The organism is Shewanella waksmanii ATCC BAA-643 (genome assembly GCF_000518805.1).
In the GTDB taxonomy this organism is placed as follows: Bacteria; Pseudomonadota; Gammaproteobacteria; order Enterobacterales; family Shewanellaceae; genus Shewanella; species Shewanella waksmanii.
In genome coordinates this window covers 48,737-73,998 of the sequence record NZ_KI912499.1, presented here as the reverse complement: position 1 = coordinate 73,998, position 25,262 = coordinate 48,737, and the positions used below count along the sequence as shown (strand labels likewise).

General features: G+C 45.0%; 19 protein-coding genes. 12 read left to right on the top strand and 7 right to left on the bottom strand.

The window, feature by feature from the left end; all coding sequences use genetic code 11:
* Positions 1-159: 159 nt before the first annotated feature.
* Complete coding sequence (locus tag L865_RS0122065; RefSeq protein WP_028775204.1) at positions 160-816, bottom strand: TetR/AcrR family transcriptional regulator; 657 nt, start codon at positions 814-816, stop codon at positions 160-162.
* Positions 817-1,641: 825 nt separating this feature from the next.
* On the opposite strand from L865_RS0122065, the gene L865_RS0122060 reads away from it, so the two are divergent.
* On the top strand, positions 1,642-4,257 hold the full coding sequence (locus tag L865_RS0122060) for a TonB-dependent receptor plug domain-containing protein (RefSeq protein ID WP_028775203.1): 2,616 nt from the start codon (positions 1,642-1,644) through the stop codon (positions 4,255-4,257).
* A 47-nt stretch (positions 4,258-4,304) separates the two neighbouring features.
* Here the strand turns inward: L865_RS0122060 and yfcC are convergent, their stop codons facing one another.
* A complete protein-coding gene (gene yfcC / locus L865_RS0122055) occupies positions 4,305-5,855 on the bottom strand; it encodes a putative basic amino acid antiporter YfcC (protein ID WP_051484755.1) in 1,551 nt (516 codons plus the stop codon).
* 528 nt (positions 5,856-6,383) lie between these two features.
* On the opposite strand from yfcC, the gene focA reads away from it, so the two are divergent.
* From focA to pflA, 3 genes are all read left to right on the top strand, one after another.
* The gene (focA, locus tag L865_RS0122050; RefSeq protein ID WP_028775201.1) at positions 6,384-7,256 is read left to right on the top strand and encodes a formate transporter FocA; all 873 of its coding nucleotides are present in this window, start codon (positions 6,384-6,386) and stop codon (positions 7,254-7,256) included.
* A gap of 38 nt (positions 7,257-7,294) precedes the next feature.
* The gene (gene pflB, locus L865_RS0122045; RefSeq protein ID WP_028775200.1) at positions 7,295-9,577 is read left to right on the top strand and encodes a formate C-acetyltransferase; all 2,283 of its coding nucleotides are present in this window, start codon (positions 7,295-7,297) and stop codon (positions 9,575-9,577) included.
* Positions 9,578-9,667: 90 nt separating this feature from the next.
* A complete protein-coding gene (gene pflA, locus L865_RS0122040) occupies positions 9,668-10,408 on the top strand; it encodes a pyruvate formate lyase 1-activating protein (RefSeq protein ID WP_028775199.1) in 741 nt (246 codons plus the stop codon).
* 20 nt (positions 10,409-10,428) lie between these two features.
* Here pflA and yfbV read toward each other — a convergent pair whose 3' ends face one another.
* Positions 10,429-10,872, bottom strand: coding sequence for a terminus macrodomain insulation protein YfbV (yfbV, locus tag L865_RS0122035; RefSeq protein WP_028775198.1), 444 nt, complete (start codon positions 10,870-10,872; stop codon positions 10,429-10,431).
* 179 nt (positions 10,873-11,051) lie between these two features.
* Between yfbV and ackA the strand changes: the two genes are divergently transcribed.
* From ackA to L865_RS0122010, 4 genes are all read left to right on the top strand, one after another.
* Complete coding sequence (gene ackA, locus L865_RS0122030) at positions 11,052-12,248, top strand: acetate kinase (protein WP_028775197.1); 1,197 nt, start codon at positions 11,052-11,054, stop codon at positions 12,246-12,248.
* Between the two features lie 94 nt (positions 12,249-12,342).
* Positions 12,343-14,484 (top strand): phosphate acetyltransferase, encoded by a 2,142-nt coding sequence (gene pta, locus L865_RS0122025; protein ID WP_028775196.1) that lies wholly within the window; start codon positions 12,343-12,345, stop codon positions 14,482-14,484.
* A 389-nt stretch (positions 14,485-14,873) separates the two neighbouring features.
* The gene (locus tag L865_RS0122020; protein ID WP_028775195.1) at positions 14,874-15,305 is read left to right on the top strand and encodes a hypothetical protein; all 432 of its coding nucleotides are present in this window, start codon (positions 14,874-14,876) and stop codon (positions 15,303-15,305) included.
* A 692-nt stretch (positions 15,306-15,997) separates the two neighbouring features.
* The gene (locus L865_RS0122010; RefSeq protein ID WP_028775194.1) at positions 15,998-16,222 is read left to right on the top strand and encodes a hypothetical protein; all 225 of its coding nucleotides are present in this window, start codon (positions 15,998-16,000) and stop codon (positions 16,220-16,222) included.
* Between the two features lie 163 nt (positions 16,223-16,385).
* Here L865_RS0122010 and L865_RS0122005 read toward each other — a convergent pair whose 3' ends face one another.
* Positions 16,386-17,288, bottom strand: a complete 903-nt coding sequence (locus L865_RS0122005) for a class I SAM-dependent methyltransferase (protein WP_028775193.1) — start codon at positions 17,286-17,288, stop codon at positions 16,386-16,388.
* 32 nt (positions 17,289-17,320) lie between these two features.
* Complete coding sequence (locus L865_RS24380; RefSeq protein ID WP_037471774.1) at positions 17,321-18,409, bottom strand: AI-2E family transporter; 1,089 nt, start codon at positions 18,407-18,409, stop codon at positions 17,321-17,323.
* 75 nt (positions 18,410-18,484) lie between these two features.
* Between L865_RS24380 and folX the strand changes: the two genes are divergently transcribed.
* Both folX and L865_RS0121990 read left to right on the top strand, forming a co-directional pair.
* A complete protein-coding gene (folX, locus tag L865_RS0121995; RefSeq protein WP_028775192.1) occupies positions 18,485-18,856 on the top strand; it encodes a dihydroneopterin triphosphate 2'-epimerase in 372 nt (123 codons plus the stop codon).
* 154 nt (positions 18,857-19,010) lie between these two features.
* On the top strand, positions 19,011-19,916 hold the full coding sequence (locus L865_RS0121990) for a TIGR01777 family oxidoreductase (protein ID WP_028775191.1): 906 nt from the start codon (positions 19,011-19,013) through the stop codon (positions 19,914-19,916).
* A 121-nt stretch (positions 19,917-20,037) separates the two neighbouring features.
* Here the strand turns inward: L865_RS0121990 and L865_RS0121985 are convergent, their stop codons facing one another.
* Together L865_RS0121985 and L865_RS0121980 are read right to left on the bottom strand one after the other, a co-directional pair.
* A complete protein-coding gene (locus L865_RS0121985) occupies positions 20,038-22,494 on the bottom strand; it encodes an ABC transporter permease (RefSeq protein WP_028775190.1) in 2,457 nt (818 codons plus the stop codon).
* A complete protein-coding gene (locus L865_RS0121980; protein ID WP_028775189.1) occupies positions 22,494-23,216 on the bottom strand; it encodes an ABC transporter ATP-binding protein in 723 nt (240 codons plus the stop codon). The genes L865_RS0121985 and L865_RS0121980 overlap by 1 nt, the downstream gene beginning before the upstream one ends.
* On the opposite strand from L865_RS0121980, the gene L865_RS0121970 reads away from it, so the two are divergent.
* Positions 23,179-23,829, top strand: coding sequence for an arylesterase (locus L865_RS0121970; RefSeq protein WP_084632619.1), 651 nt, complete (start codon positions 23,179-23,181; stop codon positions 23,827-23,829). The two genes, L865_RS0121980 and L865_RS0121970, sit on opposite strands and share 38 nt — an antisense overlap.
* Before the next feature lie 131 nt (positions 23,830-23,960).
* Positions 23,961-25,067, top strand: a complete 1,107-nt coding sequence (locus tag L865_RS0121965) for a DUF481 domain-containing protein (RefSeq protein WP_084632618.1) — start codon at positions 23,961-23,963, stop codon at positions 25,065-25,067.
* Positions 25,068-25,262: the final 195 nt, after the last annotated feature.

The window sequence follows — 25,262 nt, the reverse complement described above, 5'->3', positions numbered from 1 at the left end:
AATGTGTAATCACGTTGTGTACGTTTAATGCTGATTGTGCTTGAAGGTTTCATAGATAAGTCTCCAAAGTGTCAACTTATCTCAGGACGGGACAATGACTGAATTTAAAAAGCCCCGAATGTTCGGGGCTTTTTTGTATCTGCTGCTTTCACATCGCTGCTAGTACGCTTGTAAGATATTCTCAAGAGAGCGACTAACAATTCGTTGTAGCAAATCGGCGTCAAGCTGCCGATTGACAACTGCACGATACTCCAACAGCTTGATAATGGCTAAAACCTGATGAGCATCGGCCAGCGGATCTGCAGATCCTAGCTGGACAAAAAAGCGCTCAATTGTGCTGATGAAACTATCGTCCAACACTTTAATTGCGTCAGCTAATTGTTGATTACGTAATGCTTCTTCATGGAATGCACTTTCCAGGATTCTGTCATCACGATGACTGACCTGTTCAGTAATGTGCAGACAGATCATCTCTGTTAACACTGAAGCCAACTGGGAGTGGTTTAGTGCTTGGGCTTGGGTTTGACTTGCAGTAGCCAACATAGCAAAAGCTTTTTCTTCAAGTGCCTTATTCATCCAAAGTGTTTTTTCAGCGAAATAAGTTAACGCATCACTGATCAATATTTTAATATCAGAGAAGTAATAGGTGGTCGACGCCAGCGGAACTTGGGCCTCTTCGGCTATCGCGCGATGTCTAACACCGCGTATTCCTTCACGGACAATCACCCTCAATGTCGCTTCTAAAATAGCAACTCGCCTTGTTTCACCGTCACTTCTCGACGTTTGTTTACCAAGATAGCGTAAGCCGTGCTCCACAGTACTTCCTTAGCCGTGTATGAGGAATTACAAGATACCACTCTATGCTCCCTTAGGGCTACAGGCGGGCCGACCTAATAGCTCAAAGTATCGAAATGCTAGCCCAAATTAATTGGGACGGAATTAATCTGATTAAGTGAGATAAGCATAAAAGCATTCAAGAATGATTAATCCATAAATTAAGAGAAATTTACCTAAAAAATAAAATGAATAAGCTCTCACTAGTTAAGCCCTGCTAATGGAATACCCAACACAATGTTTATGACTTACCTAAACACTGCGACAAAACGACTTCTATAGATAGCGATTAATAAGGAGAATGTAACAAGGCAATTAATTTTGGCGCCACTGTTAACGCACAAAAAATTAACAAAAGAAACCCTTCAGTTCAGTCAACCTTTAGACTGAACAAATGCCATACGAAAACCTATTAAGTGAGATTTTCGCTGGATTTTTATACTTTAGCATTATTTTTTTAATTTTTTTGTGCAACTTTTGTATAACAATGTTCACTATTGTTTTTCTAAGAAGCGCCACAAAGCAACATTAGCACAACCCTTTAAGCACACAATAAATAACAAATATTAACAACAAACAAACAAGCACAATAAAAAATAAACCATCAGTTTAAACATTGTTAAATTTATGTGTTTATTTGGTATCACACCAGCAAAATACAAGTGTAAATGCGATGTTGCGGGCGTCATTTTCTTGTGGTTATATCTCCACCCTGGTGAGAGTCATTACCAATATGTAACGGTAATGATTATACCCAGTATAAAAATAAACAATATTTAACACTTAATGAGTGTCAGGGAGATAAACATGCAGTCCAATTCTGTAGTAGCTAAAGCGATTCGCTTTGCTTTGATTGGTGGTGCAGCAACAGCAGCACTTAGCTCACCAGTTGTTATCGCAGCTGAAGGTGACAATGTAGAACGTATCGAAGTTACAGGCTCACGTATCAAACGTACCGACCTTGAAGGGTCTTCGCCTATAACCACTATTAGCGCAGCTGATATGGAAAAAACCGGAGAAATGTCTGTTGCAGATGTTCTCAGACGCAGCAATATTAATACTTTCGGATCTTTTGCAGAATCTTCAGGAAGCACATGGCAAAGCCAGGCTAACATCTCTCTACGCGGTGCAGGCGCAGACAGAACGCTTGTCCTTCTAAACGGTAAGCGTATGCCTGGTTCACCTACATTAGGTGGTACAGCTGTTAACCTTAACACGATCCCTACAGCGGCTATCGAAAGAATTGAAGTTTTAACTGACGGCGCCTCTGCAGTCTACGGTTCTGATGCGGTTGCTGGTGTTGTAAATATTATTACCAAAAAGAATTTTGATGGATTAGAGGTTTCTGCAACAGGCTCGAACCCTCAACAAGCAGGTGGCGAAGAGTGGAAAACTCACGTCATCGGCGGTACTGAGGGAGAAAAGGGAAGCATGACTTTTTCTTTCGAGCACCAAAACAGAGAGATTATCTATCAACGCGACCGCTGGTTCTCTAGCTCTACAAATGTTCTAGCAGATAAGTATGCTGACACGACAGGTGTATCAGCCTACGCTCGTAATTTCTTAAATATGACAACGGGTCAATTTAACCCGATGGCTGCATGCGATAACGAAAAGATGGTTGGTGGTGGTCATATTTATGATTACGGCGACGGCGACTACATTTGCGGCTATGACTATACTTCCGAAGCTGCCGACCACGCGGCTCGCCAGTACACTGCAGGTTACGTTAACGCAGATTATGAGATAACCGACGAAATAAGATTTGAAGGTCAAGGCCTATTCTCTCGGAATGAAACTTTTGGTCGCTATGCGCCGGCTGCTGGCTGGTTTAATGTAGATGCAGGTCAAGTAGACATCCAAAACATCGATGAAAACGGAAACAGTACTGGCTCGGTCAAAAATCCTGATGCTGGTCGTGTGTACTATCGATTTACCGATGTAGGAACCCGTGACTCTACTACTATCGATTACAGTACCGACATTCAAGTAGGTCTTGTCGGCGAACATGATGAGTTTGGTTGGGACGTAACTTATCACTATAACTTGGCTGAAAATAGTAACTATGGTGAAGGGTACGTTCATCGCCCTACAGTAGAAAATTTAGTGAAAAGTGGTGAGTTTAACTTTGGACCTGAAGGAAATAGTGAAGACGTTGTTGCAGCGATCACTCACGATACACTTAAGCAAGATACTATGGAGTTCCAAAGTTTAAATGCTGGTGTTAACTTCGAAGCTATTGATCTACCAGCTGGTGTGGTGGGATGGTATTTCGGCACCGAATACATGGAATATAAATACCAAGCTAAAGTAGATGCTGAATCAGCTGCTGGTGAAGTAATTGGCTCCTCGGGTAACGGATCTGGCGGTGATCGAGAAGTGTTTGCAGTATTTGCAGAGTCTATTATTCCCGTAACAGACGATCTTGAACTGAACTTTGCATTTCGTTACGACAATTACTCTGACTTTGGTTCTGCAACTACACCAAAAGTAGCATTAAGATACCAAGTAATCGACGATGTAGTGCTTCGTGCTTCTTGGGGTCAAGGCTTCCGAGCACCTTCTCTTTCAGATTTGTATGCAGCAGATTCATTTAGCGCTGACACCGCAACCGATTACCACTACTGCGAAACTCAAGGTACTTCGGCATCGGATTGCAAAGCGAAACAATACGATGTTACTCGTACTGCCAACTCTGAACTAGAACCGGAAACATCTGATTTCTATAACGTAGGCGTCATTTGGAACTTAACCGACAACCTTAGTTCAAAAGTTGAGTATTACAACCTTAACATTAAAGATGTGATCACTTTTGTATCTTTAGATTCTTTGCTAAAAGAAGAGAAAAAAGTGGGTTACGGCAATCTAGCTCTTGGTGATATCAAGCGTGTAGGTGATGACCCGAATGGCAAAATTTTATCGGCGACTACCCCACAAGTGAATGGCAACGGATTCGATACCTCTGGCATCGATTTCAACCTTACTTATTCTGGTTTAGAAACAACTGTTGGTGACTTCGGTTCAACTTTCGATTTAACTTATGTTATTGACTACAATGATGAAGAGTATTTCGATGGGCCTGTTAACAACAAAATTGGCCGAAATGGTATGCCTGAATTCCGCTTCACTTGGGTTATCGATTGGAATTATGGTGACCACGGTGCATCACTGTTAACTCAATACATTGACGGACAAGCAGAGAAAACGGATCCTAACACTTATGAGCAACTAGGATCTCTACCTTCACAAACTACATTCGATGCAACATACAGCTATAACACTTCTTGGAATGGTAAGCTGACACTTGGTGTTCGTAACATTACTAACGAAGACCCAGTGCTAGACTCAGATCTAGAGTACGATTCTTCATTGTACAACCTGTATGGCCGCACTTATACGGCGACATACACGCAAAAGTTCTAAAATTAAAAGCCTAGGGGAGACCCTAGGCTTTTTTCTTGGCCCGCCTATCAAACAAAGCCAAAATAGTGGGCACTGATAACAACCCCGCTCGATACGACAAACAATGCCAGCATAAAACGCCAAATAAACTTAAGCCAATCGCCCCAATCAACACGACACACACCCAGTGTGGCCATTAAAGAAGCTGACGTTGGCACCAATACATTGGTAAAACCATCACCTAACTGGAACGCCAGTACTGCGGTTTGCCGCGTCACGCCCACAATATCAGCTAGTGGTGCCATCAACGGCATTGTCAGTGCTGCCTGACCGGACCCCGAAGTCACAAAGAAATTAAACACCGATTGAAATAGCAACATAAACCAGGCAGAAAAGACTGCCGGTAGCTGACCAATAAACTGCCCAGCAGAGTTAAGCACAGTATTGAGCACACTAGGCGCTGTAGCGTCGCCACCACCCAGTAAAATAAGAATACCTGATGCACAGCCTACTAATACTGCAGGCTCCACCATAGTCGCTGCACCCTGCTTGAAACTGCTTGCCACTTTATTGGCTGTCATACCATTAAGTTTGAACACCACGCCAATAAGACCCACAATTATACCCATGGTAAAAAACTGGCTGGCAATTTCAGGAATGAACCAAGCATGGGCAATGACCCCCCAAATCACCCAGGCAATCGTGGCGACAATAGTGGCTAGGACCAATATGTCACCGACATTAAAGCGTGCATTGATATCGGCATTGTCTTGATTGTCCCGAAAGTACTTATCACTATGATAGCTATAAGATAATTTAGGTTGGCGCTGAATTTTAGCGGCGTAGCGCATAGTGAAAGCTAACCCCATTAAAGTAAAACCGGCCCACATCACACCACGAAATCCGGCACCAGAAAGCACCGGCACCCCAGCAATGCCTTGTGCAATGGCGACACTAAATGGGTTCATCCATGAGCTAGCAAAACCTATCTGGGTTGCTGCATAGGTCACCATCACAGTAGTGATGCCATCGTACCCAAGCCGAATCATCAATGGGCAAATAATAATCGCAAACGCAATGGCTTCCTCACCCATACCAAAAACAGCACCACCAAGTGAGAACAGACAAAACAACACTGGAATAAATATCGCTTCGTTACCTCGGGTGCGATCAATCAGTTTAAGAATGCCGTTGTCTATGGTGCCCGTTGCCATCACTACACCAAATGAGCCACCGATCACCAGCATGAACATAATCACGCCAATCGCACTGCCCCACTTTGAGCCGGACACGAGTCCTTCAAAAGCAAAGTTAAAAAAGCCTATACCGCCACCACCGGCGAATAGTCCAACGGGTTCAATAACCGCTTGCCCTAGCTCATCGAGCTGATAACTGAATGAATTGGGATCCACCACGGTACGGCTCTTCTCCACACCGTCACTGACATACTGCACCTCTTGAGTGCTAAATGAGCCAATAGGAACAACATAAGTCAACGCCATGGCCAGCAAAGCGACAAAGAAAATGATGACCAGTGTATCGGGTAGTTGAAATTTACCTGTCGGGCTTGGCGGTAAAGTCGCAGGGTTGGAGCTGTTATTATTATCTAGTGTGGACATGGCTAATGTTATGGTTATTGTTTTAGCGCAAAATATAAATCATTGTCGGCCGTAATCACAGACAAAATGCGCTTAACAATGCGGTTTTTTCCTCTAATCATTGCCCTAGTCCCTACCCTTCTTCATAGGGTCCAACACAGTAAGTTTCTTAGCCAAAGTGGTTTTTTGCTGTTATGTTTATTAGCCTTCACTGTACAAATGTTAACTTGCTCGCAAAATGCAAACTTACCGGTTAAATATCAGGCTTAAATAGGTGTATCGATGGGGCTGTTGTGCTAATATTGATTACGGTAAATTGGTCTTACCAATTTATATTTGAGGGTGCAGCGTTAAAATTGATGTTGTGTAATTTTATTACAGAATAAGCTGCAAAAGCTGCATAAAGTGATCAAGATCACGACAGTAAATTACACATTTACTATACTAGCTCCCTGTAGAAGCCCTTTACATTAGAAGTGGTTTCTTTAACTAACAATCAAATCTATATTGGTGGATAAAACCAATTTATAAGGACGATAAAGGTTAGAGATGCAAAATAGCCCCAGCCCATTTGATGCCATCACGCCGGCTAACACTGCCCAAAAGGTAGAAGACACAGCCGTTGTTAAGGTTAATCGTGACACCGTATCAACATTGGTGTTAGCCATGACGGCTGGTTTGTTTATTGGTCTTGCCTTTATTTTCTATGTTGTGGTGACTGCCGGTGGCCATGACCTTCCCTATGGACTAAATAAACTCATTGGTGGTTTATGCTTCAGTTTGGGACTCATATTAGTTGTCGTGCTCGGTGGCGAGCTATTCACATCTAGCGTGCTTACTCTAACCGCCAAACTCAGTAAACGTGTTTCACTAACCGCGATGCTAAAAAACTGGGGCTTGGTTTATATTGGTAACTTTGCAGGTGCCATGTTACTTGTGCTGCTAATGATCAGTGCTAAGCACTATGAGTCCGGTCATGGACTATTAGGTTTAGGGTACCTTGCAACCGCACAAGCGAAGCTACAGCACTCTTTTATACAAGCTATCGCATTAGGCATTATGTGTAACATCATGGTGTGCCTTGCCGTCTGGATGGCCTACGCGGGTCGCACGGTCACAGATAAAATCATCGCCGTCATCTTGCCCGTTGCCATGTTTGTCGCCGCAGGATTTGAACATTGTATCGCCAATATGTTCTTAATCCCGATGGCTATCATCACCAAGCAAGTCGCTTCAACCGAATTTTGGGCGCAAGCTGGAGTCGATCCAGCTCTATACGCCGATGTAACTTGGAGCCAATTTGTGTTTGCTAACCTCATTCCCGTCACAATAGGTAATATTATTGGCGGTGCGCTGTTCGTTGGCATGACTTATTGGTTTGTTTACCGTCGCCCTGCGCTAAAGCGCGGCTCCGACGCCTAACAGTAGTAACCCAATTCTTAACTTAAGGTATTTATACTATGAGCGAAAATACTGAAAAATTTTTAGCAGCATGGGAAGGTTTCGCCGCTGGTGACTGGAAAACTGAAGTCAACGTTCGTGATTTTATCCAATTAAACTATACCCCCTATGAAGGCGATGAAAGCTTCCTAGCTGAGGCGACCCCTGCCACTGTCTCTTTATGGGACAAAGTGATGGAAGGAATCAAACAGGAAAACCGCACCCATGCGCCTGTAGACTTTGATACCGATAAAGTCTCTACCATTACTTCACATGATGCTGGTTATATTAATCAAGAACTGGAAACCATTGTTGGCCTGCAAACTGATGCGCCGCTTAAACGTGCCATGTTGCCAAATGGTGGTATTCGTATGGTTGAAGGCTCATGTGCCGCTTACGGTCGTGAACTTGATCCGAATATTAAGTATGTTTATTCAGAACTACGTAAGACCCATAACCAAGGTGTATTTGATATTTACACCCCAGAGATCATGCGTTGCCGTAAGTCTGGTGTACTAACCGGTTTACCTGATGCCTATGGCCGTGGCCGTATTATTGGTGATTATCGCCGTATTGCGCTCTATGGTATCGATTACTTGATGCAAGACAAATTTGCTCAATTTGGTTCGTTGCAACCTCGCTTTGAAGCGGGTGAAGATTTAAGTGCAACCATGCAGTTGCGTGAAGAAATTGCAGAGCAGCATAAAGCACTAGGTCAAATGAAACAGATGACTGCCAGCTATGGTTTCGACATTTCGGGTCCAGCAACCAACGCTAAAGAAGCCATTCAATGGACTTACTTTGGTTATTTAGCCGCTGTTAAGAGCCAAAATGGCGCGGCGATGTCCCTTGGCCGTACCTCTAGTTTCTTAGATGTCTATATTGAACGCGACATCAAAAATGGTGTACTCACAGAGCAACAAGCTCAAGAAATGGTTGACCATTTCGTGATGAAACTGCGTATGGTACGTTTCCTCAGAACACCTGAGTATGATGAGTTGTTCTCGGGCGATCCAATCTGGGCGACTGAATCCATTGCCGGTATGGGTGTGGATGGCCGTACCTTAGTGACTAAGTCAAGCTTCCGCTTCTTGCACACGCTCTACAACATGGGCCCAAGCCCAGAGCCAAACATTACTGTTCTTTGGTCTGAAAAACTGCCACTGAGCTTTAAAAAATACTGTGCAAAAGTCTCGATTGATACCAGTTCAATCCAGTATGAAAACGATGACTTAATGCGTCCAGATTTCGACTCTGACGATTACGCGATTGCCTGCTGTGTTAGCCCAATGGTTGTCGGCAAGCACATGCAGTTCTTCGGCGCTCGAGCCAACTTAGCTAAAACCATGCTTTACGCCATCAATGGCGGCGTGGATGAAAAGTTAAAGACACAGATTGGTCCTAAGTCAGCACCTATCAGTGATGAAGTCCTTAACTACGATGATGTCATGGGTCGTTTAGACACTATGATGGATTGGTTGGCTACCCAATATGTTTCTGCACTTAATGCTATCCACTTCATGCATGACAAGTATTCATATGAAGCGGCATTAATGGCATTACACGACCGCGATGTGCGTCGTACAATGGCTTGTGGTATTGCAGGCTTGTCTATTGCGGCTGACTCGCTATCAGCAATTAAATTTGCCAAAGTGAAGCCGGTCCGTGATGAGAATGGCATTGCCGTCGATTTCGACATCGAAGGTGATTATCCGAAGTTTGGTAACAATGACCCACGTGTTGATGATATCGCCAGTGAATTGGTTGAATGCTTCATGGGTAAAATTCGCCACATGAAAATGTACCGTGACGCTATCCCAACGCAGTCAATTCTTACTATTACCTCAAATGTGGTTTACGGTAAGAAAACCGGTACTACACCAGATGGTCGTCCAGCTGGGGCTCCTTTTGCACCAGGTGCAAACCCAATGCACGGCCGTGATGAAAAAGGCGCTGTTGCCTCGCTCACGTCAGTGGCTAAACTGCCTTTTGCACATGCTCAAGACGGTATCTCTTATACCTTCTCGATTGTGCCTAATGCATTAGGTAAAGATGAAGATGGTCGCCGTGCTAACTTAGCAGCGTTAATGGATGGTTATTTTGCGCACAGTGATAGCCGTGAAGGTGGCCAACACCTAAACGTCAACGTGATGAACCGTGAAATGTTAGAGGACGCAATCGTTAATCCGGACAAGTATCCACAATTAACTATTCGTGTTTCTGGCTATGCGGTACGTTTCAACTCTTTGACTGCTGAGCAGCAAAAAGATGTCATCACACGTACCTTTACACAAGGGCTGTAAAAATAAGCTAACGCTAGACTTTTAGTAGCAATAAAGTAGGTTGTCATCTAAATTAGATCAGCCTACTTTTTATTACCCCTTGGAGCAAAAATGGCAGTAACAGGTCGGATTCATTCGCTTGAGTCTTTCGGTACGGTTGATGGCCCAGGCATTAGGTTTATCACCTTTATGCAAGGCTGTTTGATGCGTTGCCAATACTGTCATAACCGTGATACTTGGGATCTTCATGGTGGCCGCGAGGTCGAAGTTGAAGAGCTCATGGGCCAAATTCGCAGCTACAGACCGTTTCTAGAGTCCAGCGGCGGCGGAGTCACGGCCAGTGGCGGCGAGGCGATTCTACAAGCTGAGTTTGTCAACGAATTATTCAAAGCCTGTCGTCAAGAAGGTATCCATACTTGCTTAGATACCAACGGTTTTGTGCGTAAATATACGCCCATTATTGATCAATTATTAGATAACACTGATTTGGTATTATTGGATATCAAACAGGTTGATGACGATAAGCATATTGCACTGACCCATGTCAGTAATCAACGTACCCTTCAATTTGCCCACTATCTACACCAACGCCAACAAAAAACGTGGATACGCTATGTGGTTGTCGGTGGTTTTACCGATGATATTGAATCAGCCCAAGCACTTGCTGATCTGGTCAAGCCAATGACAAATGCTGAAAAAGTAGAACTATTACCCTACCACGAATTAGGCAAGCATAAATGGGAAGCCATGGGAGAGCAATATCAGCTTAGTGATATTTCCCCCCCATCAAGCGAGACCATGGCGGCGATAAAACAAGTGTTCATTGATGCAGGAATTAATGCCATTTACTAAGCTTGACTGACGTGGTGCTTTTAGAGCTCTTCCCAGTAGCTTTTATCGAGACGCTCAAAGGCAATTTTTAACACAATTGCCATGTCGAAGTAGCACGCTTTAGCGCCGAGGGGTTTACTCGATACCCCCATAGTATTGAGTTTAGATGTAAGTTGGTTGCACCAATCAAATAGAGTTAATGGTAGTGGGTGCTGAGCACGCCAGCCCAACCACAACAGACCTTGAATGGGTAGACTGATAAAAAATAACGCAATAGTGATAGCTTGAGGCAAAAATGCCCAACCATGAATATAGATTTGGCTCGCAGCAGCTAACAATGCCAATACCGGCATAAAACGCAATGACAATTGCGTCGCGCGCACCACACGATATTCAGGAAAATAAAAACTCAGCTGTCGCACCATAGGCCAAGTCTTCATATAACGACGACCCATGCCTAAGGTCTTAAACACATTAATGGTCAAAACGGCACCTAACTTTTAAAAGACTGCCTTTACCATAGCACAATCCGCCGTAAAGCCCCAAGGCTAAAGGGATGTGGTATAGCAGCATTAACGACCTAACTTCAGGTTTGCTTTCGCTAGCGCAGCAACAGCTACCGGTTAGGTCAACACAAATTCATACTTTGTATAAGGTTTTAAACATGTCAAACAAACTGGTACTGGTTCTAAACTGTGGTAGCTCTTCACTTAAGTTTGCCATTATTGATGCGGCAACCGGCGAAGACCAAATCTCCGGCCTCGCTGAATGCTTTGGGCTTGAAGATTCACGCATCAAGTGGAAAGTCGATGGCAAAAAAGCTGATGCTAGTTTAGGCGCATATACGGCTCACCGTGAAGCTGTTGAGTACATAGTAAATAACATACTGGGTAGCCACCCAGAGATTGCTGAGCAAATCCAAGCCATTGGCCATCGTGTGGTGCATGGTGGTGAGAAGTTCACCCATTCTGTGATTATTGACGAATCTGTAATACAAGGCATAGAAGACTGCGCCGCACTGGCACCGCTGCACAACCCCGCGCACTTGATTGGTATCCGCGCCGCGCAAGCCTCATTTCCTAACCTGCCACAGGTGGCGGTATTCGACACAGCATTCCACCAAACCATGCCACAAGAAGCCTATGTATACGCCTTGCCCTACAAGTTTTATCGCGAGCATGGTATCCGCCGCTATGGCATGCACGGTACCAGCCATCTGTTTGTGAGCCGTGAAGCCGCTAAAGCCTTAAATAAACCACTTGAGCAGAGTAATGTAATTTGTGCTCACTTGGGCAATGGCGCCTCTGTGACCGCGATTAAAGGTGGTAAAAGTGTTGATACTTCTATGGGGTTAACCCCCTTAGAAGGTTTAGTCATGGGAACACGTTGCGGCGACTTAGACCCATCGATTATCTACCATTTAGTTGACCGCTTAGGCTACACCCTCAAAGAGGTCAACGACTTAATGAACAAGCAAAGTGGCTTACTGGGTATATCTGAGCTCACCAATGATTGCCGCGGCATTGAAGAAGGCTATGAGAAAGGCCACAAAGGCGCCACGCTAGCGCTCGAAATTTTCTGCTACCGACTCGCCAAGTACATTGCATCATACACAGTGCCGTTAGGTCGTTTAGATGCATTAGTCTTTACCGGTGGTATAGGTGAAAACTCAGATGTGATCCGTGAAAAAGTGCTCAACGCGTTGGCTATCTTTAACTTTGAAGTTGATAAAACACGCAACCTTGCGGCACGTTTTGGTCAGCAGGGGCAAATCACCACAGACAATGGCCCTATCGCTATGGTTATCCCAACCAATGAAGAGTGGGTTATCGCTGAAGATGCTGTCGCAGTGTTAAAGTAATTTGGTTTAATCCGATTAATATGGAAGAGACCGAGTGCTCTTCCTTTGACCACATTCAGCCATGCTGAGTGTCGATTGTCACTAAGAGGTTTTTATGTCTCGTAATATCATGCTAATCCCCATTGGTACCGGTGTGGGGTTAACTTCAATCAGTTTAGGTATGGTGCGTGCACTTGAGCGCCATGGTGTTAAAGTTCGTTTTTTTAAACCGATTGCTCAGCTCAGACCTACCGATACCGGTCCGGAGCGTTCCACCACTATTTTAAGTAAATCGCCAACGGTCAATCCGCTAGAGCCTTTTGATATGGCCCATGCTGAAAACCTGATCCGCGCCGACCAAACAGATGTGCTGATGGAGCAGATTATTGCCCGCGCAACTGAACAAGCTAGCCCATCAGAGACATTGATCGTAGAAGGGCTGGTGCAGACTCGCAACCACCCTTTCTCAGACGATATCAACTACCAAGTGGCCAAGGCTCTTGACGCTGACATCATTTTTGTGGCCACTCCAGGTAACGAAACCGCAACGGCATTAATGCATCGTTTAGAGATTGCTCACAACAGCTGGGGCGGGAACAAAAATAAACGATTAATCGGTGCTATCGTTAATAAGATTGGCGCCCCGGTCGATAATGAAGGCCGTGCAAGACCGGATTTGTCAGAAGTCTTTGACCATCAGGACATTCAACGCTCTGATGCGGCGCACATGTTCCAGCTACCTGGCAAAAGCCCGCTACGCATTTTAGGTAGTGTGCCATACAATTTAGACTTGGTTGCACCGCGTGCCTCCGATTTAGCCAAGCATTTACGTGCACGCATTATCAATGCCGGCGAGATGAACACACGTCGCCTGCGCAAAGTCACCTTCTGTGCCCGCAGTATTCCCAATATGGTTACCCATATTAATACTGACTCATTGTTGGTCACCTCTGGCGATCGCTCAGACGTGATTGTCGCCGCTTGTCTTGCTGCCATGAACGGCGTAAAAGTTGGCGCACTGCTACTCACGGGTAGCTATGAGCCAGAACCTGAGATCATGGCGTTATGTGCACAAGCTTTCGATACCGGCCTACCGGTATTTTTGATCGACACCAATACCTGGCAAACCTCACTTAATATCCAACGATTTGACCATGAAGTACCGGTCGATGATGCGGTTCGCATTGAAGAGGTGCAAGAATACGTTGCCAGCCATATCGACCAAAATTGGGTTGAAAGCATCACTAAAGACTCGCCGCGCGAACATCGCCTGTCACCACCTGCCTTCCGTTATAAGCTCACTGAATTAGCTAGAGCTGCGAGAAAGACCGTGGTACTGCCTGAAGGCGATGAACCACGCACGATTGAAGCCGCAGCGATTTGTGCTGAGCGTGGTATTGCCAAATGTGTGTTACTAGGTAATCGCGATGAGATATTACGTATCGCCGACCAACAAGGCGTTTCGCTAGGTGAAGGGGTTGAAATCGTCGAGCCGGAAGCCGCACGCGAGCGTTATGTCGCGCCTATGGTTGATTTGCGCCGCCACAAAGGTTTAACGGAGGTTGTTGCCCGCGAACAACTCGAAGATAACATGGTGCTCGGCACTATGATGCTAGCGCAAGAAGAGGTCGACGGTATCGTTTCCGGTGCGGTCAATACCACAGCTAATACTATTCGCCCGCCACTGCAGTTAATCAAAACCGCACCGGGTTCAAGTCTGGTATCTTCTATCTTCTTTATGTTGATGCCTGATCAAGTATTGGTTTATGGTGATTGCGCTATTAACCCCGATCCCAACGCGGAACAGTTAGCCGATATTGCCATTCAATCGGCTGAGTCGGCTGCGGCTTTTGGCATCGAACCTCGAGTGGCAATGATCAGTTACTCTACTGGTAGCTCTGGTACAGGATCTGATGTTGATAAAGTACGTGAAGCGACCCGTATTGCCAAAGAGAAGCGTCCAGATCTCGTGATTGATGGTCCACTGCAATATGATGCGGCTGTTATGCCAAACGTAGCCCAATCTAAAGCGCCTAATAGCCCCGTAGCTGGTCAAGCAACGGTATTTGTATTCCCAGACTTGAATACCGGTAATACCACCTATAAGGCTGTACAGCGTAGCGCTGATCTGATCTCTATCGGTCCAATGCTGCAAGGTATGCGCAAACCGGTCAATGACTTATCACGCGGCGCATTGGTCGATGATATTGTTTACACCATCGCCCTGACTGCTATCCAAGCATCTCAAGGTAAGTAGCCCCAATAGCCACAAAAAAAGCCTGTCATCAACGACAGGCTTTTTTATGGGCGATCGATCAACGATCGGCAACTGACTGACACTTTAAAGCTTAAAAACTCACAATGCGTCAATTTTTAACCAGCAAAATTTATAAAGCAACATCAGCCACTTATAAGTTATGCATCTAGTCTTCAACATAGTTATCCCCAGATTCTGTGGATAACCGTCATCAGTTATTCATTAAGATATGACGGATCAAAGCCAATACGTCAAGCCTTAGCGATTCAAGTGCTGCATTTATACCCAAATTCCGCGCCTAACCCGTGATTGAACGAACGAGCTACCAATAAGCCACAATCTCAGTTAAGCTGCTTTTACCATGTGTACAGGAAGTCTCACTTAACAAAATGAAAAAGCTACTCTTGCTGGTTTTACTCTTAGTTAGTGCATGTAGCCCAGACTCAGAAATGGGCCAAAAGCCGTTAACACCAGAACAAGTCTCCCTAGGGTTCTTTCAAGCTATCTATATTGATAGAGATGTAGAAAAAGCAAAACAGTATGTCAGTGAGCCGATGCAAAAAATACTCGGACATTACTACATTGCCTCAGCTGTGCAACGCCACGTGCTCAATTTATCTATGACCGATGTCACCATGGAGATTGAGGAGATCAATATTGATTTCTTTCGCAAGTTTACCGACGATGTCACGGTTATTGTCAAAATGACCGGGTTGCGTGGCGGTAGTCCCTGGATTGATGACCGCACATTGCGCTTGCATAAGCACAAGAAAAGTTGGGTCATCGTTGAAGTATTGCCAGAGAAAGGCAACCTCAACTGATTGAGCTCTACTAATGATCTCAAAAAACAGGCAAAAAAATAGCAATCAATTGATTGCTATTTTTTATTGAGGTCTTGTTAGCGCATTCAGCGCTCCGCCTCAGATGTGCTGTTTAGCTTCCTTTAATCCAAAAACGCTTCTTCGTCCTTTTCTACCGGCAAAGATTCAATCACGTCATCTTGTACCTGATAATATGCGTTTTCGTATTCACGAAATTCCATAACAACTCCAAATTTAAATAGTAGGGTACGAGGCATGCTTGTTATTTAGGTCTGCATTTTTGCCATTATTAGAATCTATGCCAAACCAGCAAAATTCTTACCCGCAGTATACTACTTCAAAACCAAAACTTACAGAAAACTTTCAAAAAAGTTTCATTCAAAAGGTTTTAAAGGTGTTTATTGGTTAAACAACCCGCAAAAAAGTAACTCAACATGAAAGACTTTCAGTTTTTTATCCATTTTGATGATAAAAGCATCACTACTTACAACATAAAAATCTACCTTTGCAGCAAAATCACAACAACACTTAATACACAGTTCAAGTAATCGGCAGTGTCTGTGATGCATCAATAGCGACAGTAAACTGCCTAGCTTGTGACCCACAACTTATCAACCGCAGCAATCATCGGGTGCGCCACAGGGGAAAGCCAATTGAAGCGGCTGAGTTTTCTGCATTAGTGAGGTGTAACAATGAACGAACTAATTGAATATGAGGCAGGTGTGTTAGTCGATCTGTTAGCTGAAGGAGACGACTTACAAGTACAACTATTTATGGACAAAATGAATATTCCTTTTGATGTACAAGGTCAACTATTAACGGCCACGGCTGCAATCCGGCGCCCCGATCAATTATCCATCGCCAAGGTTATCGAATCACACGGCCACTCTTCATTGAGTGACCGTTTGGGCTATTGAATTGGGCGCAGTAAAATTGTCACCGTTAGCGCTATTGGGCAGTGGTAGCACTATCAACACAAAAAATAGCCCAGCGTAGCTGGGCTATGTTGTACTTATGCAAACAATGTCTAATACCGTCACAGAACGAACAACGGTTCTGTTGCCCGCAAGATTTGTTGAGTTAACGGTAGCGCAGTACTTTTAACGCTTTATCGGGGTCAACATCCTTAAAAATAGCCGGATTAGCTATTTGCTCAACAAAGGTCAAGGTGGGGCTGTTCTCTGCAACCTGCGCTTTCAAGAATTCAATACCCAATTCTGGCGCGTTCAAGCACAGTAGCACTTCCCCCTCTTCAGCTAACAGTGTCGGTAAACGCTTTAGTAATCGCGCATAATCTTTAGTGGCAACAAAGCTGCCCCGTTGATTACTTGGGGGATCAGCAATAATCAGATCATAGGGGCCTAGCTTAGTTAATTTACCCCATGACTTGAAAATATCATGGCCAAGGTATCTCACTTGATCAGCAAAGCCATTAAGTAAATGATTTTGCTTACCGATACTAAGCGCGCCTTTGCTCATATCGATATTAACCACACTGTCTGCATCACCTTGCATCGCTACCACAGAAAATCCGCAGGTATAAGCAAATAAATTGAGCACTTTTTTACCCGCACTATGCTGTTTTACCCACTGGCGACCATTACGCATATCCAAAAACAAACCATGGTTCTGGCCGCGCATTAAATGAACTTGATACTTAGCTTCATCCTCTACCACCACATGCGGGTCGCTTACCTGCCCTTCCATAATTTCTGTGTGGGTCTGGCCGCCCTTACGAAACTGATACACCAAGTTCAATGGTGCCTGACTTTCGACAGCCTGCCAGCGCTGCTTAATGGCACTATGAGCTTGCTCTAGCGCTTGTTCATCAAGCTCCTTAAAACTGGTTAACAACACCACAGGAGGGAAAAAGTCTAAGTTAATGTGCTCACTACCTGGATAACAACATCCTCGGCCATGAAATAGCCGTTCAACCTGTTGACCAAATTCAACCTTTGATACGGCTTCTAAAAATAACTGCATGATAGTAAAAATAGTCCAATAAATATTGTTGATTAATCGCGCGGCGTCTCTGCCTCAATGTCATCACTTGCCGCTTGTTGTCCGCTTGGCGAGCTTACATCGTCAGCTAATAATATCGCTAACCATCCGCCACTCTGGCTCGACTCTAGGGCGATTTTAACAATCATGGTCAGCGGCACAGACAACAGCATGCCCACCGAGCCCAATAGCCAGCCCCAAAAGATTAATGATAAAAACACCACTAAGGTCGACAAGCCTAGGCCTCGGCCCATATAACGCGGCTCTATAACGTTACCCATCACCATGTTAGTCCCAAGATACAGCAACGCTGTCATCCCAGCAGCCCCTGGGCCAATTTGGATAAAGGCCAATAACACTGAAGGGATGGCGGCAATAACAGAACCGATATTAGGAATATAGTTAAATAGGAAGGCCACTACGCCCCATAGCAAAGCATAGTCGACACCAATAATCGCAAGACCAATACCGACAATCAGACCCGTCCCCATGCTCACCAGCGTTTTGATCACCATATACTGATTAACTGAGTGCAAAAACTTGTCAATTTGCTTGAGACGCATGTCGGGGTCATCGAGAGCAAAGTGTAGTTTTTTCGGTAAAGTTTGTGCTTCAAACAACATGAAAACGACGGTCAAAATAATTAGAAACAGGTTAGCCATCACGCCACCAACGCTAGAGAGCATGTTGGTGGTCATGGACAAAGCAATACCCGGATCAAAATAGGCCAGTAACTGATCTCGAGAGACGGTGATGTTGAAAGCTTGCAGCTTATCGATAACCCAAGAGAACTGCTGCACCAACTGATCACGATAATGTGGCAATTGTTGACTAAATTCGTTGATGGAGCTTCCGACAATGGATGCAAGCCACAGACCCATCAATACAATGAACACCATTAATACCATTATGGCCAAACCACGCGGTACCCGATAACGGGCTAACCAATCGATAACCGGGTTACAAATCACCGCTATAAATGCTGATAGCACAAATGGCACTACAATCGGACTTGCGGCCTTAATTCCTGCAAGAATAACGACGAGAAACGCCATTATCGCGAAACCCTTGTAAGCCACGCCTTGATTCTCAAACCGACCCATATTAATAAAAGTCCTTCTAGAATTACCTTATAGTTGATAGGCTACAAATATGTTAACGACTAAAAACATGAGCTTATGAATCCTCAAATCGCCATTATTCGAATAAAAAACCTGCGCCTACGTACCTATATCGGTATTAAAGATGATGAAATAAACAATAAACAAGATGTCACTATTAACGCACAAATTCACTACTGTGCCAGTAAAGCCCGTGATAGTGACAACATGGATGATGCTCTGAATTATCGCACGATTACAAAAAAAATCATTGCTTTAGTGGAAAACAATCGCTTTTCTTTACTTGAACATCTTACTGACCAAGTATTGCAGATAACGAGCGAGCATGACTGGGTCGATTTTGCCAGCGTTGAAATCGATAAGCCTCACGCATTGCGCTTTGCCGATTCAGTATCGCTGCAGCTGTGCTACAACAAATCACAAGCTTAACAATAGTGTACAGCTTTCTATAAGCTGCACTTGTTCCCCTAGCCCTCTTGGTCACATTTTTGTTGTAATAAAACTGATCGACTTATCCGCTTTTTGTGTATATACCTAATAGAGCAGTAAATTTTAATACATCATAGTTAGGCGGGAGCAGATTATGCATATCTTGATCACTGGCGGTACCGGCTTTATCGGCCAACAACTTATCAAGCAATTATCTGCACACCAGCTAACTATAGTGACGCGCTCAATGGTCAATGCCCAGAAAACATTGGGTCATCAACACCAATACCTAAACAACTTAGGGGCATTAACCGACCTTGACCGCTTTGATGCTGTGATCAATCTCGCGGGCGAACCCATCGCTCAACGGTGGAGCTTCGCCAACAAGCAAAAAATTTGTGCTAGTCGCTGGGATTTAACCGCCAGACTCAGTGAACTGTTCAATCAAAGTAGTCACCCCCCCAAACATTTCATTAGTGCATCCGCCATTGGCATCTATGGCAACGGCGACGAGGCAGTTGATGAGCAAACCAGCCTGTGTAGTTTCGCCGAAACCGGAGCGGACGAGCAGTTTGCTCACAGTGTTTGCGCCAGATGGGAAGAGCTAGCGCTGAGTGCCCAAGACAGTACCCGTGTGGCCATTATTCGTATCGGTTTAGTATTGGGTAAAAATGGCGGCGCATTGGCAAAAATGTTACCCGCTTTCAAACTTGGGCTTGGTGGCAAAATAGCCAGTGGTTCTCAAGGTATGAGCTGGATCCACATTGATGACTTAATCGCACTGATTCTATATCTACTGGATAACGAGCAATGCCAAGGTATCTATAACGGTACTGCGCCAAACCCAGTCGATAATGCCACATTTACCCAACAGCTGGGCAAAACACTATCAAGGCCGACTTTGTTTCCAGCTCCTGAAAAGTTGCTTACGATTGCCTTAGGTGAAATGGCGGAGCTGCTTACCCAAGGACAGTTTGTCAAACCCACTCGAACCCAAGCTGCGGGTTTTGAGTTTCAATATCCGCAATTAGGCCCGGCATTAAAGCATATTTTAAAATAAACCCGCGGTAAATCTCTGACCCTATTCGCCATAAAAAACGGCACTGTATCAGTGCCGTTTGTAAAAATGCCGTTCTATCTCATTATCTAAAGATAAACCCTAAACAATGATATGACTTTGGTTAAGCTCTTGCTTTGAGTAATTGCGAGCAAGATTGTTGCAGCAGTGCACGGCAACGCCAAGTCCCTAGGGCGGCAACAATAATCGCACCTGCGATGGGGGCTAACGCCCACCAAGGCCAATGCATATACACATTGAGCTCAAACACCTGGGTTTTGAGTAGATACAAAGTAAACTCAGCCACCACCACCGCCATAAAGCCGGCTATCGCCCCCAGTAACGCAAACTCAAGGCCAGTGGACCAACGCAGCAAACTGCCTGACGCGCCGAAAGTTCGCAATACCGCAAGTTCACGCTGACGTGTTGCCATCCCCGCTTCTGTTTGCGCCACCAGCACTAAGCTACTGGCTGCGAGCACCAACACCAACACCAAGGTCAATGACAGAGACACCTGATCGATGATTTGCCGCAATTGCGCAACCATCGCTCCCACATCAATAATCGATACCGTTGGAAAGTCTTGAATCAGTTCAATAATCAAATGGCGTTTAGATTCAGGCAAATGAAAACTGGCCATAGAGGTATAAGCAAAAGGCGCCAAGGCTTTCTCACTAAAAATCATGAAGAAGTTGGGCTGTAAGGTTTCCCAATGAACCGCTCTAAAACTCTTAACGGTAACGGTTAGCTCTTGATTATCTATCATGTACGTTAAGGTATCGCCAAGTTGCAGCTCTAAACGCTCAGCCACCTCTGACTCCACTGACACATCGTAATCATCAAGGTTAAACTCCCCAGCGACGATCTCGTTATTCTCAGGTAAGCTATTACGCCAAGTTAAATTGAGCTCACGCGAAATACCGACTCGACCGGGATCACCGTTTCTAGATTGCTCAGAAGAAATCAGCGTCTCACCATTAATCTGAGTCAGACGACCGCGGATCACCGGGTAAATGTCTGTCGCTTTAACATCATGCTTAGCAAAGTAGTCATTTAGTGGCGCCGCTTCATCGGGAGCAATATTCACTAAGAAGTAGTTTGGCGACTGTTCAGGCAACTGTTTTTGCCACTCATTGAGTAAGTCTTGTCTTAGGGCAATAATCGTCAACAACAACACCAGCGCTGCACTAAAACCCACCAACTGGATAGCGTTTTGGCGTGCTCGGCGTCGCAGCCCAGCTAAGGCTAGCTGAAATGGGTTAGTGGTTTTCATGCCGACACTGTGTCCGGCGCGAATCAAGGCAAAACCAAATAGGCTTAGCAATACCCCAAGCAGCAGCACACCTGCGACAACTGTCATAGTTAACGCAATACTATTGGAGTACAGATAACCCAACAGCGCCATGGCGGCGAGGCTCAACAACAGGTGCAGCCACATGCCAAATTGCAAACCTTCAAGTTGGCGTTGCAGTACCCTTAGCGGTGGAATCGCCAGCAAGCGCAGCAGTGGATAAGCGGAAAACATAAACGCACTAATTAAGCCGGTTGCCACCCCAAGCAGCACAGGCCTAGCTAACGGTGCCCCATAGGCAGCAATACTTTCAGGCAGGTAACTGGTGATAACCGCATCCAGCGCCAGGCCAGCAATAATGCCAAACACCACCCCTAGCAAGGTCACCAATAGCAGATGTAAACCAAATAGAATACGGATCTGCTTGCGAGACGCACCGAAGGTTTTCAACATCGCCACGACATCAAAGTGACGTTGACAGTAGCGCTGCGCAGCAATACCTATCGCTGCACAGGCCAAAGCAATACCCAATAAGCTTGCCAATAATAAGAAACGCTCAGCCCGTTTGACAGCTTCGGCAATCGGCGAGTCACCCGATTGTACATCAACCCAGCGCTGACTGTTGTTGAGCAAAGGTTTAACCTGATTTTCAAACTGCTTGAGTACCGCACTATCACCAGCAAATTGGTACAAATAGGTCACCCGGCTACCCGGTTGGATAATGCCGGTTTTGGCCACATCTTCAATACGCATCAAAACGACAGGCGACGATGCAAACGGATTAAACCCTGCATCGGGCAAGCGCGCAATTTCGCGGGTTAAGGTAAATTCACTGTTACCTAGCTCGAGCGATTCTGGATAACTCAAAATGCCGCCCAAGCGGGTCTCGTACCAAATACTGCCAAGCTCTGGTAGTCCTCGCGCAGGACCGGTATCCAACTCAATGGTTCCCTTAAGCGGATAGCCTTGCGCTACTGCCCTAACGGTGATCAGTTGAAACTCATCATTGGCATAAGCCATCGAGTTAAACTGCATACTGCTGACTTGTTGCAGCCCAAGCTCTTTAGCCTGTACCAGAATTTGCGGGTCTATCTCAACCGGCGAATTAATAATTCTGTCTGCGGCAATGAACTTTGACGCCTGACCATTAATCGCTATCTGTAACCTATCACTCACCCGAGCGAGTCCTGTTACTGACATTACCGCCAAAGTAATAGCAAGAATAATCAGTAGTAACTGCCCTTGGGATAGCTCACGTTTAAAAAGTCGCCAAGCTAAGCGTGCTTCCATTAGCTCGCCTCCTTGGCATCAACGGGATCAGAGTTTTCCGTTGCTAATGCTTCCGTTAGCACGCCAGAATTCATCATCAATTGGCGTTGACAACGCTTGGCTAACTGTAAATCATGAGTCACCAACACTAAGGTCGTATCACTTTCACGGTTCAGCTCAAACAACATGTCAGCAACGCGCTGACTGTTAGCGCCGTCCAGATTACCCGTTGGCTCATCAGCAAACAGGACTTTAGGCTCACAAATAAATGCCCGTGCAATCGCCACACGCTGCTGCTCGCCGCCAGAAAGTTGATTAGGTAGATGAGTCAAACGATGGGAAAGACCCACTCTGTCTAACATGGCCTCGGCTTTCTGTTTGGCATTAGCAATCCCAGCCAGCTCTGCGGGTAACATGACGTTTTCCAACGCACTCAAAGTGTCAACTAACATGAAGGACTGGAAAATAAAGCTGACTTTTTGCTTTCTTAATGCTGCTTTGCCTTCTTCATCTAGGCCATGCAATGCGCTGCCATCAAGATAAATCTCTCCTGATGATGGGGAATCAAGTGCTGCTAATAATCCCAGTAAAGTCGACTTGCCTGATCCTGATGGACCAAGAATCGCAACGCTCTCACCCGACTTGACATCCATTGAGATGCCATTGAGGATAGTAAGCTCTCCCTCTTGGGTCGTAACTTTTTTGATGAGATTATTTACTGTGATTGCCTTCTGCTGTGCCATATTATCCCTCGTATCTGCCAAACTTCGCGTTGGCTTAAGCGTTGTCTTACTGTCATGCGTATCATTATCAACTGCCTATGCTACCCCGATTTTGATTCTCGGTGATAGCCTTGGTGCCAGTTATGGTGTATCACCTGAACAAGGTTGGGTGAACTTATTACAGCAAAAAATGCCACAACATACCTTTATTAACGGCTCTGTTAGCGGCGAGACTTCTGCTGGCGGATTGCGTCGACTGCCCGCCCTGCTTGAATCTACGTCACCCAAGTTGGTGTTAGTCGAGCTTGGCGGTAACGATGGCCTACGTGGCTTCCCGCCGAAACAGTTGAAAGAAAATCTTACAAAAATCATTCAACTATCTCAAAAGCAAGGCGCCAAAGTCTTGTTAAGTGAAGTAATGGTGCCGCCAAACTATGGTCCCCGTTACGCCAAACAATTTTCTGCTGTCTACAGTGAATTGGCCGACGAGTTTCAAGTTACCTTAATACCTTTTTTCATGGAGCCCATCGCAATTGATCCCAATTTAATGCAACGCGATGGCATTCACCCTAACGCAGATGCTCAACCTATCATTACGGAATTTGTTTATCCTTGGATCAGTAAAGCGCTATAAAGTTCTGCGCTTCGATTAACAAGACTTAGCGGATAAAAATTAAACGGAAAGTTGACTTAACCCTGCTAAAATAATGCTTTACACTAAAGATATTATTTTGCCTAGAATAAATATTTTCAGGGAGCAGGCTTATGCAATTGCAACAATTCCGCTGGGTCCACCACACTGCGAGTGCAGTATTGCTCGCAGCCACCAGCGGCTTTTCAATGGCCGTTATCGCGACAGAACCGACCCCCTTTGATCCCACCCAAGTCGTGCTACCGGCTGACAGTCAGTATGACTGGTTGCAACTCACCTCATTGGAGTTATTAAAAGGTGAGATCAAAAACTTGTATGACGACAAGTTGGAGTTTGAAAGCGATAATTTAGATACCCTCTATATCGATTGGGAAGATGTAAAACTGCTACAAAGCCAAGGTTTGGTAAGTATTGGGTTTACTGACTTAAGTACCAAAACTGGCAAATTATTAGTCAAAGATGGCAAGAGCTACCTTGATGGCGTCGAATTTGACCGCAACGATATTATGACTATCATCGCTGGTGGCCAACAAGAGTCCAACTACTGGTCGAGCAAAATTTCATTGAGCGCTAACTTCCGCTCAGGTAATACCGAGCAGGTCGACTACAGCGCGATTGCAAACGCTAAGCGCCGGACGACAGAGTCACGTTATTTAATTGATTATCTGGGTAACTATTCCAACGTTGACGACAACAACACCATAGACAATCACCGTATCAATACCAACTTTGACTGGTACATCTCTAAACAGTTTTACCTACGTCCAGTTTTTGCAGAAATCTACTTAGATAAATTCAAAAATATTGACTATAAAGCCACGCTCGGTTTTGGTCTCGGTTATGACATTATTGACACCTCAAAAGTCACCTGGAGCGTCAGTGGCGGTCCGGCTTATACCTATACTAAATATGATAAGGTCTCAGATGGGGCGGTCGAATCTGAAGGCAGTGCAGCCGTCGTGATCGAAAGTGTTTATGAGTGGGAAATTACCGACGACATTGATTTCGATGCGCTCTATAGAGTCAACTACGGCAGTGAAGATTCCGGCGGCTACTCACATCATGCTGTCGCCGCGTTTGCCATTGAACTGACAGACATGTTTGATTTGGACCTATCATTTGTTTGGGACCGCATCAGCAACCCACAAGATGACGCCGAAGGTATCACTCCTGAAAAAGATGATTTCCAGTTTATCGTCGGTTTTGGTATCGATTTATAACTCATTTCAAACAATTAATCTTACCGAAAGCCAAACGACATCGTTTGGCTTTTTTGTTCAATGTTTAGTCAAGTTTTTCTATCTCAGCAAATAGACTGATATTTTTAAGTTTTTTTTAAGGTTTGACAGCGCTAACATTCGGCGTTTAAGAGTGCCTGCTACACCTTGTTTTGTATACAAAAATAACAAAACATA